The organism is Martinezella lusitana, assembly GCF_900094565.1.
Classification (GTDB): Bacteria; Pseudomonadota; Alphaproteobacteria; order Rhizobiales; family Rhizobiaceae; genus Rhizobium; species Rhizobium lusitanum.
In genome coordinates this window covers 1-15,699 of the sequence record NZ_FMAF01000048.1, presented here as the reverse complement: position 1 = coordinate 15,699, position 15,699 = coordinate 1, and the positions used below count along the sequence as shown (strand labels likewise).

The 15,699-nt window shown below is 55.3% G+C and carries 17 protein-coding genes and 1 pseudogene; 6 read left to right on the top strand and 12 right to left on the bottom strand.

Features of this window, described 5'->3' with window-relative positions:
* Nucleotides 1-208: 208 nt before the first annotated feature.
* The gene (locus GA0061101_RS36590; protein WP_092577429.1) at nucleotides 209-1,042 is read right to left on the bottom strand and encodes an oxidoreductase; all 834 of its coding nucleotides are present in this window, start codon (nucleotides 1,040-1,042) and stop codon (nucleotides 209-211) included.
* Nucleotides 1,043-1,125: 83 nt separating this feature from the next.
* The gene (locus GA0061101_RS36585) at nucleotides 1,126-1,587 is read right to left on the bottom strand and encodes a VOC family protein (protein ID WP_092577426.1); all 462 of its coding nucleotides are present in this window, start codon (nucleotides 1,585-1,587) and stop codon (nucleotides 1,126-1,128) included.
* Nucleotides 1,588-1,704: 117 nt separating this feature from the next.
* Here GA0061101_RS36585 and GA0061101_RS36580 point away from each other — a divergent pair, with 117 nt between their 5' ends.
* Nucleotides 1,705-2,589 carry a LysR family transcriptional regulator gene (locus GA0061101_RS36580; protein WP_092577423.1) on the top strand — a complete coding sequence of 295 codons (885 nt, stop codon included), beginning with the start codon at nucleotides 1,705-1,707 and terminating at the stop codon, nucleotides 2,587-2,589.
* A gap of 42 nt (nucleotides 2,590-2,631) precedes the next feature.
* On the opposite strand, the pseudogene GA0061101_RS41245 reads toward GA0061101_RS36580, so the two are convergent.
* A pseudogene (locus GA0061101_RS41245) lies at nucleotides 2,632-2,703 on the bottom strand (IS6 family transposase); the annotation flags it as partial.
* A gap of 506 nt (nucleotides 2,704-3,209) precedes the next feature.
* On the opposite strand from GA0061101_RS41245, the gene GA0061101_RS36575 reads away from it, so the two are divergent.
* On the top strand, nucleotides 3,210-4,046 hold the full coding sequence (locus tag GA0061101_RS36575; protein WP_141694172.1) for a hypothetical protein: 837 nt from the start codon (nucleotides 3,210-3,212) through the stop codon (nucleotides 4,044-4,046).
* Between the two features lie 128 nt (nucleotides 4,047-4,174).
* On the opposite strand, the gene GA0061101_RS36570 is transcribed toward GA0061101_RS36575, so the two are convergent.
* Nucleotides 4,175-4,714 carry a hypothetical protein gene (locus GA0061101_RS36570; protein WP_092577417.1) on the bottom strand — a complete coding sequence of 180 codons (540 nt, stop codon included), beginning with the start codon at nucleotides 4,712-4,714 and terminating at the stop codon, nucleotides 4,175-4,177.
* Between the two features lie 429 nt (nucleotides 4,715-5,143).
* Here GA0061101_RS36570 and GA0061101_RS36565 point away from each other — a divergent pair, with 429 nt between their 5' ends.
* Nucleotides 5,144-5,671, top strand: coding sequence for a putative pterin-binding protein (locus GA0061101_RS36565; protein ID WP_092577414.1), 528 nt, complete (start codon nucleotides 5,144-5,146; stop codon nucleotides 5,669-5,671).
* Entirely contained in the window at nucleotides 5,668-7,365 is a 1,698-nt protein-coding gene (locus tag GA0061101_RS36560) for an ATP-binding response regulator (RefSeq protein WP_167669634.1), read from the top strand. The genes GA0061101_RS36565 and GA0061101_RS36560 overlap by 4 nt, the downstream gene beginning before the upstream one ends.
* Here the strand turns inward: GA0061101_RS36560 and GA0061101_RS36555 are convergent.
* The 5 genes from GA0061101_RS36555 to GA0061101_RS36535 form a co-directional block, all read right to left on the bottom strand.
* On the bottom strand, nucleotides 7,352-8,209 hold the full coding sequence (locus tag GA0061101_RS36555) for a helix-turn-helix domain-containing protein (protein ID WP_092577411.1): 858 nt from the start codon (nucleotides 8,207-8,209) through the stop codon (nucleotides 7,352-7,354). The genes GA0061101_RS36560 and GA0061101_RS36555 overlap by 14 nt on opposite strands.
* The gene (locus tag GA0061101_RS36550; protein ID WP_141694171.1) at nucleotides 8,196-8,525 is read right to left on the bottom strand and encodes a hypothetical protein; all 330 of its coding nucleotides are present in this window, start codon (nucleotides 8,523-8,525) and stop codon (nucleotides 8,196-8,198) included. The genes GA0061101_RS36555 and GA0061101_RS36550 overlap by 14 nt, the downstream gene beginning before the upstream one ends.
* Nucleotides 8,526-8,581: 56 nt before the next feature.
* On the bottom strand, nucleotides 8,582-9,772 hold the full coding sequence (locus tag GA0061101_RS36545; protein ID WP_092577406.1) for a tetratricopeptide repeat protein: 1,191 nt from the start codon (nucleotides 9,770-9,772) through the stop codon (nucleotides 8,582-8,584).
* A gap of 71 nt (nucleotides 9,773-9,843) precedes the next feature.
* Nucleotides 9,844-10,503, bottom strand: coding sequence for a Fe2+-dependent dioxygenase (locus GA0061101_RS36540; RefSeq protein WP_092577404.1), 660 nt, complete (start codon nucleotides 10,501-10,503; stop codon nucleotides 9,844-9,846).
* Nucleotides 10,504-10,512: 9 nt separating this feature from the next.
* Nucleotides 10,513-11,574: a peptidase domain-containing ABC transporter gene (locus tag GA0061101_RS36535; RefSeq protein ID WP_092577401.1), complete on the bottom strand. Its 1,062-nt coding sequence runs from the start codon at nucleotides 11,572-11,574 to the stop codon at nucleotides 10,513-10,515.
* Nucleotides 11,575-11,723: 149 nt separating this feature from the next.
* On the opposite strand from GA0061101_RS36535, the gene tnpA reads away from it, so the two are divergent.
* Nucleotides 11,724-12,110: an IS66-like element accessory protein TnpA gene (gene tnpA / locus GA0061101_RS36530; protein ID WP_092577398.1), complete on the top strand. Its 387-nt coding sequence runs from the start codon at nucleotides 11,724-11,726 to the stop codon at nucleotides 12,108-12,110.
* Nucleotides 12,107-12,352: an IS66 family insertion sequence element accessory protein TnpB gene (tnpB, locus tag GA0061101_RS36525; protein WP_092577396.1), complete on the top strand. Its 246-nt coding sequence runs from the start codon at nucleotides 12,107-12,109 to the stop codon at nucleotides 12,350-12,352. The genes tnpA and tnpB overlap by 4 nt, the downstream gene beginning before the upstream one ends.
* On the opposite strand, the gene GA0061101_RS36520 is transcribed toward tnpB, so the two are convergent.
* The 3 genes from GA0061101_RS36520 to GA0061101_RS39740 all read right to left on the bottom strand — a co-directional run.
* Nucleotides 12,323-14,368 carry a recombinase family protein gene (locus GA0061101_RS36520; protein ID WP_245297459.1) on the bottom strand — a complete coding sequence of 682 codons (2,046 nt, stop codon included), beginning with the start codon at nucleotides 14,366-14,368 and terminating at the stop codon, nucleotides 12,323-12,325. The genes tnpB and GA0061101_RS36520 overlap by 30 nt on opposite strands.
* A 364-nt stretch (nucleotides 14,369-14,732) precedes the next feature.
* Nucleotides 14,733-15,194 carry a helix-turn-helix domain-containing protein gene (locus tag GA0061101_RS36515; protein ID WP_092573267.1) on the bottom strand — a complete coding sequence of 154 codons (462 nt, stop codon included), beginning with the start codon at nucleotides 15,192-15,194 and terminating at the stop codon, nucleotides 14,733-14,735.
* Nucleotides 15,195-15,388: 194 nt separating this feature from the next.
* On the bottom strand, nucleotides 15,389-15,699 hold a 311-nt coding region (locus GA0061101_RS39740; RefSeq protein WP_092573266.1), incomplete at its 5' end, for a DUF5372 family protein.

Sequence of the window (15,699 nt, the reverse complement as noted above, 5' to 3'; positions counted from 1 at the left end):
ACAGCGCTTGACTTCAACACGCCGAATAGAGAAGTTCCATAATTACTATTGCCAATCTAGAACGATACAAATTATTGATATCGCACTTTTATTTGGTTTTGACATTGAGGTTTTACCGAGGGGTCGGCGGTTCGAAACCCTTCAAGGCGATGGGAGGCCCCGAAGGCGACCTCCCATCGGACGAAGTTTAACCAGACGAGCGTCGTCATTAGCCAACGGCGAAGTCGGTCGACACCGAGACGGTGCGCCATTCGGAGAGGATGGCAGCGTCTTGTGCGTGCTTTTTCTCGATCGCGGCGACGGTGTCACTGCCAAGCGGCAAGCGTACCGGCGGATTGGGGGCATCCGTAAAAGCGATCAAGACCTCTGCCAGTTTTTGGGGGTCGCCGGATTGGTTATGGCTGAGACTGGCTGCTGCCGTGCGCACCCTGCCCACTGTTTCTGCATAGTCGCCGATGATATCGCCGCTGACTGAAAGTGATGTCGCATCCAGAAAGTCTGTGCGGAAATAGCCCGGCTCGATGACCGTGACGTGAATGCCAAGCGGTGCCAGTTCGTCATGCAGAGCTTCGCTCAGCCCTTCTACCGCGAATTTCGTCGAGGAGTAGACACCGAAGCCAGCGGCGCCGCGATAGCCGCCGATCGATGAGATATTCAGGATGCGGCCGGAACGCGCTCGGCGCATCGAGGGCAGGACCGTGCGGGTTACGTTGAGGAGGCCGAAGACATTGGTGCGATAGACAGCCTCTATTTCGGATGCCGTCGCCTCCTCGACAGCCCCCATCAGTCCAAAGCCGGCATTGTTGAGCAGGATATCGATCTGGCCGAAGCGATCGATCGCGGCTTTCACCGCTGTGGTCGCCTGGCTGTCGTCGGTCACGTCGAGGGCGACCGGAAGCAGGTTGGGGTGTTCGCCGAACCGCTCGGTGATCGCCTTTGGATTGCGGGCGCTGGCGACGACGGCGTCGCCCTGGGCAAGAGCACGCGTAGTGATGAGGGCGCCAAAGCCGCGCGAGGCGCCGGTGATGAACCAGATTTTCATGAGGATGTTCCTTGATTTTTTGATGAGATAAGGGAGGGGTCTGGGCATCGGGATGTCGGGATGGCCAGCCGGGTTGAAAAGGCTCACGGCAGGACTTCGGCGAGTTCGATCAGGTTGCCGAAGGGGTCGCAGAAGAAGGCGAGGCGACGGCTGATCGCCAGCAGTTCGAACGGCTCAGTGACGATGGTGACGCCGCGTGCACGCAGTTCCTCGACGGTGGCGTCAACGCTTGCGACATTCAGGCAGAAATGGTGGTAGCCCGCATATTTGAGGCTGTCGCCAAGATCGGTATAGGGACGGACGTCTGCCGGCGACGGATCGCCACCACCAAGGATTTCCACATAGAAATGGTCGTCGGTGGCGGGTGCCAGATAGGCGAGTTGTTCGTCGGCATAGTCCCACTCGGCAACGACACGAAAGTCGAGCTTCTCGACATACCAGCGCCTGGCGGTTTCGAGGTCCGGCGTGCGGACGGCAACGTGATGACCGCGCATGTCAGCGAAGGGCGATGCAGTGTTGCGTGCGGGAGGAATGAAGTCGGCCATTGTCTTGTCTCCTGTGTGGTCCGGCACCAGCGCCGGTTTGCGAGGAGAAATCTGGACCTTTTCAACGATAAGAATTAGAGGGATAATCTTCCTGTCAATGATGAGTGAGATTTGACAATGCGCAGCACGGATCTCTCGGAACTGGCGGCCTTCGATGCGGTTGCCCGTCACCGCAACTTTCGCCGGGCTGGCGAGGAGCGCGGGGTGACGGCTTCAGCGATCAGCCATGCGGTGGGCAATCTCGAGGCACGCGTGGGCATTCGTCTGCTCAACCGGACGACCCGCAGCGTGGCCCTGACCGATGCCGGCGCGATGCTCTTGTCGCAACTATCGCCGGCCTTCGGGGAAATCGGATCGGCGCTCGATGCCCTCAACCAGTTTCGTGACACGCCGTTCGGCAAGGTGCGCATCAACGCGCCCAATTCAGTCGCACCGTTCGTGTTCCGATCGGTCATTGGTCCGCTGATCGCGAAAAATCCTGGTCTCCAGCTGGAAATCGTCGCCACCGACCGGCTTGTCGACATTGTGGAGGAGGGGTTCGATGCTGGCATCCGTCTCGGTGAAAGTCTGCGCGATGGCATGACGGCCGTGAAGATCAGGCCACGACTGCGGTTTGCCGTCGTCGGTTCTTCACGCTATTTCGAGCATCATCCGCTTCCCAAAAGCCCGGATGATCTGCGCCAGCATGTCTGCATCCGCAATATATATCCAAGCGGCAAGCCCTATGCCTGGCAGTTCAGTCGCGCCGGAAAGATCATCGAATTCGAGCCGACCGGGTCTCTGTCGCTCGATGACCATGAACTGATGGTCGAGGCAGCACTTTCGGGCGTGGGGCTGGCCTATGTCTGGGAGGAACGCGCGCGTCCCTATATCCAGAATGGCAGCCTGGTTGAATGCCTGGCATCCTGGAGTGCGCCCGAGGACTGGCTTTATCTCTACTACCCGACGCGAAAATACCTGTCGGCCGGCCTGCGCGCCGTCATTGATGCGCTGCGCGTTTAAATGGAGGGTGCGCGGGTGGTTCAGATCCTTTCAAGACCACCAATAGCGGCAGTACCAGCGGACCGCCCAAAGGATAATCTCGCCTTGAAAAGGGCGCCACTTGAAATCACTCATCAAAAGTCTCGCTGAAAATTGCCAGCACTCTTTCGGGCATCAACAGTATTTTTGCAACAGAGCCCGGCCGGTGTTATCGGACTTGAAAACGTTTATTTGGCCGGCGGGAACGAGTAGCGCATATTGACTCGGCCAGCGGATATCTAAGAGATCGCGACCGCGAGAGCGAGAAGGGAATCTAGTATTCAATGAGGGATTATAGCCGTATGCAACCCGAACGCATTGTCATAACCTCGGACCTGCTGCGCGTCACTGGTGAGAAAACATCACGGAAGGGATTCGCGACGAATACAAATTTCTTCGCTGCGATGCTGAAGCCACAGATATCGGCGGCAACCCGCCTGCCGGTTACCATATTGGAATGGGACGACACATCATCGTTCGACGGCAAGGCCGTCTATGACGCCTTCGGTCTGGACGCGAGCGCTGCGAGTTGGGCAAGGATCTTCGCGGCCGATGCGACAGACGCGCTTTGCGCCTTGTTCCTGCCCCACGTCGAAAATTCATTGGTGATCGGTTTCGAGATATCTCCGTTGCTGCAGAAAATTCTCACCCGCCTGAACATACCCTTTGTCGATGTACGATGGCATCCATTGCGGTTTCTCGACGATATATTCTTCGGATTTTCATCGAACCGCAGCGAAATATCGGCCGTAATCGCATCATATGCCCTCTCTGACCAGGAAGTCGATTTCCATGTCGGACTCCACAAGGCGACTGCGATCCGGCGCAGCGCCTTCAACGAAAAGGGGCCATCCTTCGAGACGCTGATTGTTGGTCAGACCCCATTCGACGCGTCATTGATCCATGACGGACGGATCGCCACCTTGCTTGATCATGAAGACAAAATAGCGGAACTCGCTAGGAACGGTTCCATCGCCTTTCGCCCCCACCCCTTCTCGCCTCATCCAAGTTCGCCGCTGGCCGCCTTCCTCGAACATCATGGCATCCCGCGCGTCGACAGCGATATCGATATGTACGCGCTTCTATGCGACGAGTCCCTTCAGCGCGTTGTCGGTCTGAGTTCGGGAACCCTTGATGAAGCGGCGTTCTTTGGATTGCCTGTGATCAGGTTCCTCCCGGAACGATTCCGCTACCTTCCGCACGTTGCAGACGCTTTGCGGACGGATAACGAGTCGTTGGTTTATACTGGGGTCTATCACGCGTTTCTCAGCGTCGATTTCTGGGCCGATATCTTCCGATCGACGCTGGAGCGTACCTGGCCAAACGGCAATCCAACTCCCTTCAAGCCAGACCGTTTGCGACATGTGAATGGGTCTTACTGGGGCCTTCGCAATACTGGCGGAACCAACCTAGTCATGCCCTACAATACGCCAGAATGAGCGCGGCTGGCTGAGATCTCTCAAAAATCGCCATGCGCGCGCTACAATTGGCCGACTTTTACGCCGCTGCCTGGCTTGATTTTGCTCCGCCGTTGACAAACGCCTCGATCAACGTTGAGACGAATTTTCTAAACGTTCCGTAGGTTCGCCGGGAGCAGCCGATACTCTTTGATCAAGATCACGCCACTACCGTTGAAGAAGAGAGCCTGATTCAGCCAATATTGATCAGGCGCCTTCTGCGATAGCACCCCCTTTGACAGCAATTCCTTGAGACCACCCTGAAATTGCGTTTCGTTCATCTCGGTCTTTTTGCCGTTCAATTTATCGTCAGAGTAGAAGAGCGTGAGACTATCGCAATTGCCATCGGATATTTTGGCTTGTTGGTATTCGACCAGTGCGACTTTAAACACTTCATATCCAGTGTCGCCAAGATCGAACGCAGCACGAACGCCGTCCGTTAGCGCCTTTACAAAGTGCTCTTCGTCGACGCCTTCAACGACATGAATTACGCCCGCCCCCACTTCACCAGCATTACTGTCCATCAGCTCGCGCGGGGTAGTACGGGTCTTCACCGTCTTCTGCTGGATCTGAACTTCCTTTGCTCCAGAAGTGAAGGGGTTGCCTGTAGGGGGTGACGCCGGCGGCCGCAATTGGTTATCAGCAGACATGGCCTATCCTTTGAAAAAATGACCAAACTTAGCTTCCATGAGAAGCTTAATATACGCTGCGGGGATAAATGTAAGCCGATTTCGGTTGTGCCGGATGCGATAGGCGCGATTTTGGGGCAGGTGATATTCTTTTGCACAAGGCGGAATAGGCGTGGCATCAGACAGACGAAACAATGATAAATTCCGTGGCTTTTTCAGGCGATTATGGGATGGCCTCTTCACGCAAATCGCGCACATTTCCGAAACGGATTGCATTTTCCGGAGTCATGGGCAGCCGGTATATCAGTCTGAAAGATGTGGATCCTGGCCTTGTCAGTGCGTACCATGCGGTGTGCCCCGGACGACCTATCGTCCAGAGGACGAAAATTCTGCTCGCAGAAACTCGGAGTTGAGTTAAACCGTACAGCTTCGATAAATGGATCTATAGGCATGCTGAAAAGGACGATACTTTTTTTCATATGGGTGATGATCAACGCTTGTTTGATCGCGGATGTGACGCATGCGGCTATTCGCCTACCGAATGGATGCAAGCCGGATGTCTTCCTGACGATTACTGGCAAAATTGATAGGATAACGAACAGCGCAGACAGTAGCTATGAGATGTCCGAACACGAATTTCTTGCGCTGCCGACATCGACAGTGACGACATCAACACCATGGACTCCGAAAAGCGACTTCGTTGGGCCCTTGCTTACTAAAATACTTCAAGAAGTAGCGGCGAAAGGAAGTAAACTGCGTCTCGTTGCGCTTGATGATTTTAGCGTGGAGGTGGATGGTGACTTTCTCGGCAAGTATGGAACTATATTAGCTAGCAGCAAAGACGGGGTTCGCTTAACCGTCAGAGATTTCGGACCGATTTTCGTTATGTATCCGCGCGATAGCTTCGGGAAGGAACTGGACACGCCGTTTGGTGCCTCCCACATGGTTTGGCAATTATGCGGGATCGAAGTGGAATGAGATTATTCTATCTGACGTGGTTTAGCATTCCCGCAGCAATTATGGTCGCATGTGTAGGTGTGGCGACATATAATTGGAGTGTAATAAGAGAGGGATATATTGCTTGGGGTTCCGCCGATATCAAGAACCCATCATATTTATACTGGCCGACCGCACAGGCGCAAAGGGAGCTTGAACCCGTCAGGCTGGATTTGAGGACGATTGCTGATGGATCTGCTGTTGAACCGGATGCACTTTCATTCCACATCGATGTCCTTATTTCTGGTATCAATATTATAACGCGGCCCTCGGATCTGACTGATCGTTTTAGGCGGCTTCCAGGGTTCTTGAGCGATGTGCCAATCCTGTCAGAATTCGCAACAAACGTTCTGCCTGCGATTAAACCCAATCTATCGCCGGTAGAGGCTCAGGCGTTGTTGCGCAAATTGGAAGATATATCCTCTACTTTAGGCAGGATATCCAAAGCGGCCTGGGATCAGGATACTGAATTGAAGGAAAAGTCCTTCGAGACCATCCAGGCAGGACACGCAATCGTTCTCGTGATTGCGGGATTGTTGGTTTGCGCCATTCTGTCCTTTGTTATCATTTCGATATTTTACTGGTGGGCGATCATGGCGAAGACGCGCGCCTTGGCGGCTGCGGAAGCGGCGGTCGCAGACAAGGTCAGCTTCCTCGCAATGGTCAGCCACGAACTCAGAACCCCGCTTCAGGTCATCGTCTCGGCATTGGATGTGCTGGAACGACCTCAAGACGTAAAAACCCGGAACGAGTTGACCGCGCGCATCCGCCGGGCGGCCAACAGCCTGGCGGTCCAGCTTCGCGACATGCTGACGCTGGCTCGTGCTCAAACCGGATATATTGAGCTGCAACCGGGCGTGTTCGAGGCCGGTGAGCTCGTTCGGGAGGTGGTGGAAAATTATCAAGCTGCGGCAAAGGCCAAGCATCTGGAGCTGCGGCAAACAGGCCCAGATGAGGCCGTTTTCGTGGTTGCGGATAGCGAGCGCATTGCGCAGTTGTTGCATAACCTCGTTTCAAATGCGGTCAAATATACGCCGAGCGGCTATGTTCAGGTCGATCTCGCAGCATTTGATGAGACGGCGGGCGAATTGGCGCTGCGTGTGATGGATACCGGCCCTGGATTGCCGCCACGGGTCATCGAGAACAGCGCCGGAAAGGGGCTCTCCAGCCTTGGCAGCGGGCGAGGCATTGGCTTGTCGGTTGTCCAGACTTTGTTGCGGCAGCTTGGTGCGCGCATGGCAATCAGCAGCCCGTCAGAAGGCGGTAGCATATTCGAGCTTGCAATACCTGCGGTCCCGGCGGCGGAAAGTTCATACGAGACGTCCGATGCTCACAAGCGGGTACTCGTCGTTGACGATCATCCTGACCTTTTGAAAGGCTTTTCGAGCGTGCTTGAAGAGCTCGGGTTTGTGGCCGACATGGCTCCTTCCGGCATGACGGCACTGAACTTTCTGGCCGCAAACATCTATTCGGTCATCTTCATCGATCTCGACATGCCGATCATGACCGGATCGGCGCTTGCGGCGCAGATCCGCAAGACGGATTTGCGCCATAAGACCAAGCTTATCGCAATGTCAGCGGCACATCATGGCGCCAGGCAAGATCTGTCTCTCTTTGATGCGGTCTTGAACAAACCGATACGCCGGCAGCAATTGCTGACGATCATGCAGTTTTGAAGCTCGAATTCAAGGCGGCGAGGAGGATCGGCATGCTTGCCGGTTTGGTGAAGAATTTCAAATTGTGTTGCGCGAGTGCCGCAGCAATGTTCTCTTCGTTGGCATTGCCCGTCCCGATCTGTCCCGTTAGGATAATGATCGGACAATGGCCGTTGCGCGCACGAATGTTCTCGACCAGTTCCAGCGCGGTCTGGCGTCTGGCGTCTCGTTCGATGATCCAATCAAGAACATAGGCATCGAAGTCGGACTGGTTGAACAGGGTTTGAGGGTCGCTAAAGGCGACTGCGTCCAAGCCCGCCGTCTCCATATATTTTACAATCGTCTGCGCGGTATCGGCGTGATCGTCGAGAATGGCAACCCGGCGACGAGACGCTATCGGTTCGATCAGCAAACGGGTGACAGCGTGTGCTGGTATGATCGATCTGGCTTCGGCCGGCATGGCTCGCCATGCGCCATCGATCTCAGCGGCAATGAGCGTTCCCGGCGGCACCTGCCCGACGATATTTCCCAACCGAATCCGGCAGGAGATGACGTGGTTGTTGATGACAATGGACGCATCGAGCAACCCATCCGCCTTATCGAACGCAACAAGCTCTTCCAAGGTCTCGTTGAAATGTTCGGCGACGTGTTTCAGTTCTTCAAGCGACCACGACGCATTTGTCGTCAGCCTGCGGTTTCCCGCGGAATACGAAAGTCCAAGGATTTCGGAAACTGTTACGGCAAAGCGGTATTTTGGAATTCCGTGTCGAGTTAGGAGTGCAGCAATGCACTGGGCGGCAAGCCCGATTTCCTCATCCGTGTAATCCGAGCGACTTTCGATCGCATTGTGACTATCTTCGCTCATTTTGCTCGTAGGGTTGAAATTCCAAATCAACAAAGTACCAGATGCGCGTATACGGAACTAACACATGTGCGATCGGGTCATACTGTAAACTTGAGCTTCGGTCCACTTTTCCATTCGTACCAGAATTGCAATTTAAACGAAGGTTGTCCTCTAGAAAGAGATGGGCTGCGGCATGCCTTCCCATGCGCTCCGGCCGATGGCCGTCGGCCACAAGAACAGGCCGTCCGTCGAAAAGCACAAAGGCGACGAGCGTACCACCGCGACCCTCCCACTCATACAGAGAGTAATGGTCAAAAGTCTCGATCTTGTAGGCCATGTTCGGCAATCCGACGTCGCAAGTCCGCAAACAACGCGTTATAAGGCCGTGGAGGCCTACGGATTTCCCTTGTCTTTTACCGCTATGGCGCGATTGTTGAACGCTTCGACAAAGCCCGGTCTAAGAGCGATAGCTTTGTCGTAGTCAGCGATGGCGTGATCGTAGTCACCCTTTTTCGCATAGGCTGACCCGCGATTGTTGAAAGCGCCGGCATCATTTGGTTTGAGGGCGAGGAACGTGTTAAAGTCAGCAATGGCCTTGTCGTAATCGCCTTTGCTAAAATAGGAGGCGCCACGATTATAGATAGCTTTGTCGTAATCCGGCCGAAGAGCGATGGCTTTGTCGTAGTCAGCAATCGCATCGTCAAAATCACCCTTTCGAACAAACGCGGAGCCGCGATTGTAGAAGGCCTTGTCGAAGTCAGGTCTTATAGAGATGGCTTTATCGAAATCGACAATGGCGCGGTCATAATTCCCGCTGAGATAATAGGAGTTGCCACGATTGGTTAGCGCCTCGGCATCCTCCGGATTGAGGGCGATGGCTTGATCATGGTCGGCGATGGCTTTGTCGTAATCACCTTTACCGTCGTAGGCAAGGCCACGATTGTCTAGGGCCTGGGCAAAGTTTGGTCTGAGGGCTATGGCGCTGTCGTAGTCGGAGATGGCTTTGTTGTAATCACCTTTGTTGCGGTAAGCGAGACCACGATTGTAAAAGTCATCGGCATAATTGGGTCTGAGCGCGATCGCTCTATCGTAATCCGAGATCGCCTGGTCGTAGTCGCCCCTTTTGCTGAAGGCCGACCCTCGACTACTATAAGTATAGGCGTCATCCGATCCGAGCTCTATCGCCCTACCATAGTCGGCGATGGCCAGTTCATAATCGCCCTTAAAAAAATAGGCATTTCCGCGATTGTAGTAGGCGTCCGCAAACTCCGGATTGAGAGATATAGCCTTATCGAGAGCAGAAATCGCGTGATCGAAGTCACCCTGCTTGTTGCAGGCAAGGCCGCGGAAGTTGAGGGCCTTTGCTTCCAGCGCTTTATCGAAGCGCCCATCGTCAATAATCCTCGTGCACTCGGAAACCACGGAGTCATTACTGCCCTGGGAGGGAACTGTATCCGCCCATGTTGGCTGATAAAAGCCGGAGACCAAAATTTCCGCCAGGAGCAGGGGGAACCACCTTAGCGCTTGCACTTTTCTATTGACCCCATTCGGTTCTACTGTGCCAGGGGTGTTAGAATGAGCCATATTTCATCTCCTATGTATCGCTGCCAAATGATGTGAGCGAAAAGCTGTTCTCAAACACAGGCGAGACAATGTCAGTCGTCCACCCACATCCGGGTTAGATTTGCCAGCGATTTGGACAGTAAGTCGATATCCCGACTTGGGCCGTGCTGCTTGAAAAGACCCTGTCTGGCAAGATCCAGATCCAACAATATCTCACGCGCGGCGTGATCCCTGATCAGGCTGCGAATCCAAGAAACGGCAACCAGACGCTGACCTGATTCGACCTTCTCGACACGGTGCAAAGTTGAGGAGGGATAAACAATCGCGTCGCCAGCTGGCAACTTTACTTTTTCAACCCCCGCAGCGTGCTCGATTAAAAGCTCGCCACCCTGATAGCTCTCCGGCTCCGACAGGAAAACGGTGATGGAAAGATCGGTTCGAATGCCTGACATCACGGGATCGTCGGCATGGTTGCCGTATTCCATGCCTGGACTGTATCGGCTGAAACGAAATGGGAGAACGGATTTCGGTCTTGCCAATGCCAAGAACGTCGAACTACTCGACAATGCGGACCCAACAAGGTCGCTAAGTTGTTGGTGTACGTCACTTCCTTCCGCTATTTGTTCGTTATATTTAACCTGCCGAGCTTGCCAGCCTGCCGTGAGACGCCCGTCATGCCAGTCCGCGTCGCTTAGCGCCTGAACAATAGCTGTTAGGGTATGCCGTTCGATGACGTTGCGAAGGTGATACATTGTTGCCTCCTAGGCTAAGAGCAGACGCTCTGGGTCAAGCGATATCTCTCGCTCGGCCAGTGCGATTGTAGAAGGTCGATGAGCAACTATGACGCGGGTTATTCTCAGTTGCGCAACGGCATCATTGATCTTTGCCTCGTTTGCTTGGTCCAGATCACTTGTGGCTTCATCCAGGAGCAAGATGCGCGGTCGGCTGTATAAAGCCCTGGCAAGAAACAGGCGCTGCTTTTGACCGCCCGACAGCGTGCTACCCATATCACCCACCATGGAGTCGAACCCCATGGGCATGGCTCGAATCTCATCGAAAATAGCGGCAATCCTCGCGCATTCCTCAATCCAGCCGGGATCGGCTTCGGGGTCGAAGGCAGCAATATTGTCGCCGATGGTTCCGGCAAACAGGACATCGTCCTGCCGGACGGTTGCAGTCATCCGTCGATAGTTCTGCAAGCCAAACTGGCGAATATCCCTGTCGTCGCATATAACTATGCCGCCCGTCGGCGCAACGAGACCTCCAATAATCTTGAGAAGCGTGGTCTTGCCTCGGCCCGAGGGCCCTGTAATAGCGACACATTCACCGGGGCCTACCGTTAGGGATACTCTGTTCAGTACGTCGGGTAATCCGTCGCCGTAGCGAAAGGAGATATCTACTAGTTTGATGGACGCCGGCTCTCTGGGGGAAGGAACATTGGTTGGCCCAGAGGTTATCGTCTCTTCCGGTTCGGCGAGAGCAATGTCGCCAATGCGCTCGGTATGAAGGCTCAACATCTTAAGCCGAATAACAAGGCTAACCAGGCTCCCCACTCTCCCGACAAACTGCTCTTTGTAGGATATGAACGCGATCAGCACGCCGATGGTCATGCTGCCGGCCATAACGGATCGTGCTCCCAAGGTGAGGGTCATAATACCGTCGATCCCAGAGAAGGTCGTTGCGGCAGTACCAAACAAGAAATCAAGCTTCTGGATCTTAAGATTGGCATTCACAGCATCGAACAAATAATTGAGCCAGGCTCCCCGACGGCGTTCTCGGATATCGAGAGTCTTAATGCTCGCAACGCCTCTAATCGTCTCCATAAAATGCGAATTTTCCTTAGCATTTTGAACGATAGATGCTTCGTTCGCGGAACGATAAGGGTGAGCGTCCGGTGAGCCGGTTTTGGTTAGGTGCGGAATTAGCTCAAGTTACGACACAGATGATTCATTTGTGACGTAACAGGGTATGAATGGCCAAGGTTGAGATCCTGACGGGTGCCGAGCGACAACGTCGTTGGTCGACAGAACTGAAGCTTTCGATATTGCAAGAAGCGTTCAGCGCGGATGGGAGCGTTTCCGATGTAGCGCGCCGGCACGACGTTCTTCCGCAACAGATATACGCGTGGCGAAAGAAGTTCTCGCCACCCGACTTGAAGTCTCCAGAGACCGTATCGTTCATCCCGGTTTCTCTTATCGGAGCGTCGGAGAGCCCCAGCGATGGTTCCACGAGGAGCAGTGTGCGGTCGAGGCGCAAAGACGTTGAAATCGTCCTGAGGAATGGCCGCTTACTGAGAATTGCAGCGGACATGGATCTCGAGGTGCTATCGTCGCTGGTCGCTTGTGTGGAGGCGGCATGATCGGGCCTTCTGGGAATGTGCGGGTCTATCTGGCCTGCGGAGTGACGGACATGCGGCGTGGCATTGATGGACTGTCGGCGCTCGTTGAGACGGCTATCAAAGAGGCGCCGGGCTCCGGCGCAATCTTCGGCTTCCGCGGAAAACGCGCCGACCGGATCAAACTTCTGTGGTGGGACGGCCAAGGGTTCTGCCTGTTTTACAACGATCGGCGTTCATACTACACCTCTTTCCTCGCCAGTTGATGTTCTTGGCTCAGTTTGCATTTGTCGATACGCAGCAGCGCGATCTTCGAGTGGATTCCATCGGCTGCATTGCTTTTGCGGCAGGTCTCCATCGGCGATTTCGTACAGGCTATAGTGCCCGTTATAGGCATGTCTGGTGATGAGGCCAAATTTGGCCCATCTGGCGACGGTTTGCTCGCTGATATTGAGATGCGCTGCCGCTTCCTGTCTTGTCAGCATTCCCCGCTGTCGCAGTCGATCATATCGTGATCGCAGCTTATATTCGTGGATGAGATAGGCGACTTTGAGGGGTGTAAAGCGGGCGTCCTGGCAGCCGCGACGTGCGGTTCCACCTGGGCGATGTCCCTGCTCGTTTAGAATCTCGGCGATCTCGGGATAAATGTAATCGTCGAGAAGCCTATCGACCAGTTCAATGATACTGGGCTTTGTCTTGATCTGCTGAGGAGAGGATTTTGGGCTGATGGTGGTGAGCGTCTGGATTTTGCCGCCCTTGAAGCGAACGTGAAGCTTGGTGGTTCCTTCCGCTGGCAACTTTAAGAGAGTGACATCCTCAATGATGTGGGCCAGCAATCGCTTGCGTTCGCGGCTTGGGGTATCCGGATCTTTCCAGAGCTGGTTGAAGTCGGCCGTCATCGCGACTAACCGTTCGTGGACAGCTTTATCGAGGATGAATTGATCGTGCTCTCGGCCACGTTCGCGCTCTTCGCGGGCACTGGCCAGCGTGCGAAGCTTCTCGTTCCATTCACCTTCGAGCGTGTCGGCGACGAGGCGGTTACTAGGATCGACAAGCATGAAGCGGCGCTGAGCGAGCCCGGCTTCCGTTTGGGCGCGTTCGATTGCGCGACAGCGCAGCCGGTCTGCTTCTTCATGCCGGGCTTGGATCTCCTTGCGGACTTCGAGAGCGAGTTCGACGGCCGCCGGCGTCATCTGCTCAGCAATCAGCATACCGATGGCTTCATCGACGGGAGGCCCGGCGATCGACTGACACATAGGCTCCCCACGATAAATGCGGGCACGATTACAAATGTACCAGGCTTCCTGCCGGCCACGCCGCGCCGCATAGCGAACCCTAAGATGGCTGCCGCACTGCCCACACACGGCCCGGCCTTGCAGCAGTGCCGGTCCCTCCCTTGGGATTGAAGCTCGTGCCGCTTCAAATCCACGGCCATTCGCCTTGAGGATCTTCAGATTCTCCTGATGTCGCTCCCAGCTGATATAGCCGGGATGAGCATCGGGAATGCAGGCCGGCCAGTCATCAATGTCGCGCGCACGCAGAGTCTTTTTGCCGTCGATGGTGCGTCGAAACTGTCGTCGGCCATAGGTATAGGCGCCAGCGTAGCGAGGATTGTTCAGGACACGCATCGCCGTCGATGCGGTGAGCGGCCGAAACAGCGTGTCGCCGTTGTGTAGGCGCGATGGAAACAATAGGCCTTCATTGCGAAAGACCTTGACGGTCTGGGAGGCGGACCCGAGGCGAGAGAACATCTCAAAGAAATGAATGATCGTTTCTCTGACTTGCATGTCTGGATCAAGAGTCACATTGCCGAAATGGTCATAGACCAGCCCGGTCGGCAGGAGGCAACGAAACTCACCGCGCCGCACCTTATTGAGAATGCCGCCGCGTAGCCGGGCTTTGATCACATGCAGCTCGGCCTCACTCATTGTTCCCTTCAGGCCGAGCAGGAGCCGGTCGTTGAAACTTGCCGGATCATAGACGCCGTCCTCGTCGAGGATCAGGGTGTCGGCAAGGGCGCAGATCTCCAGCAGACGCTGCCAGTCGGCATTGTTGCGCGCCAGACGGGAGACCTCCAGGCCCATGACGATCCCGGCATGCCCCATGCCGACATCGCTGACCAGCCGCTGAAACCCTTCGCGCCACGCCGCCGATGCACCGGACTCTCCTTGATCGTTGTCGATGACGATAATCTGCTCGTCGCGCCAGCCGAGGGCGACAGCGCGTCCCCGAAGCGCATATTGCCGCCTGGCGCTCTCGACGTTCTCAACGACTTGCCGCATTGAAGACTGGCGGATGTACAGGTAGGCGCCGCGTTCGAGGTGATGAGGCTGGACTTTGAGATGTACATTCATGGTGATCTCCGATCGTTGATGCTCATGGCGATTGTCGCAAGGACGTGAACAACGGCGCTGTGCCCGCCGTGCAGCGGCCAAGCAATTGACGATGGGTAAATCTGCTCTCGCGGGGTGCTTGCTGTTGCTGTCAGCGCCTGAGCCCATCCCCACATGCCCCGGCGCAGAAAGAGCATCAGGCCGCTACGAGCCATAAGCGGCAGCGCTGCGCCGAAAGCAGCCTTGCGCAATATCTCGTACTGGGACGCGATGGTCGACGGTTGGATCGGGCATGCCACCGTCGCGGCAATGTTTACCTGCTGCTTTTTTTTAGAGCCCGCTCGATCGATCTGGGATGAAGCTCGATATCGAGTTCCTGGCGGAGCAGCTTGGCCAGTTCCCGGGCGCGAACGGGTTCTCCTGGGGCGAGCTGCGCCTGCAGAAATGCCAGGATTTTGTCGTCGATCTTGTGGGGACCGCGGGGGCCCGGCTTTGTCGGCACCAATCCGGTAATCCCGGCCATGTCGAAGTTCACCTTGGCCTGGTAGTAGGTTGGCCTGGAAACACCGTACTCGTCGGAGGCCTCCGTCACCGACACCTTGTCGATGGAGACGCGACGCAGCATCTCGTATTTGACCTGCACGGCGTCGTGCGGATCGAAGAACTCGCTGCCCCGAAACTTTGGATCGCGCACCTTCTCGGGGGTGGGATTGAACGTGCCCTCTTCGATGAGGACATCCGTCTTTGTGCGCTTGCTGTCGTACTTCGCAGACATCAATGGCTCCGAGGACATGAAGCGGCGTTAGCGTAATGCTAATTATGACGCATTTTGCTACCTCGTCAAGACGATGCTTATAGTCTATTTGACGTGATAGCTTGTATTTGCAGGCGTAACCTCTCATAAAGGCGACCTCTTGCGGCATAATCCACTTTACAAATGCGGCATATTTATCCTTACACTTCCGCACGTCAGCGCGGCTCCGATTTGCTCGAAAGGCGCTTCACCAGAGTGGCCAACTCCATTAAGTCGACCACCCGCAAGAGCGATCGTCCGTTGCTCATGACGACCTCAGGATCCAAGCTCACAAGATCAGTCCATTGCGGAGGAACCGACCAAACAGTGGCGTCCTCGGTCTGCAGCAAAAGGCGTTCACCATGCCGGTTGTAGCGCTTGCCGACGCACGGCAACTGCCGTGGGAATAAAGGATGAAACGGATGCGTTACCCGCACTAACTGCGTATCTGCGTTGGCAGCGGCTGCATTCTGTTGTGAGGTACAAG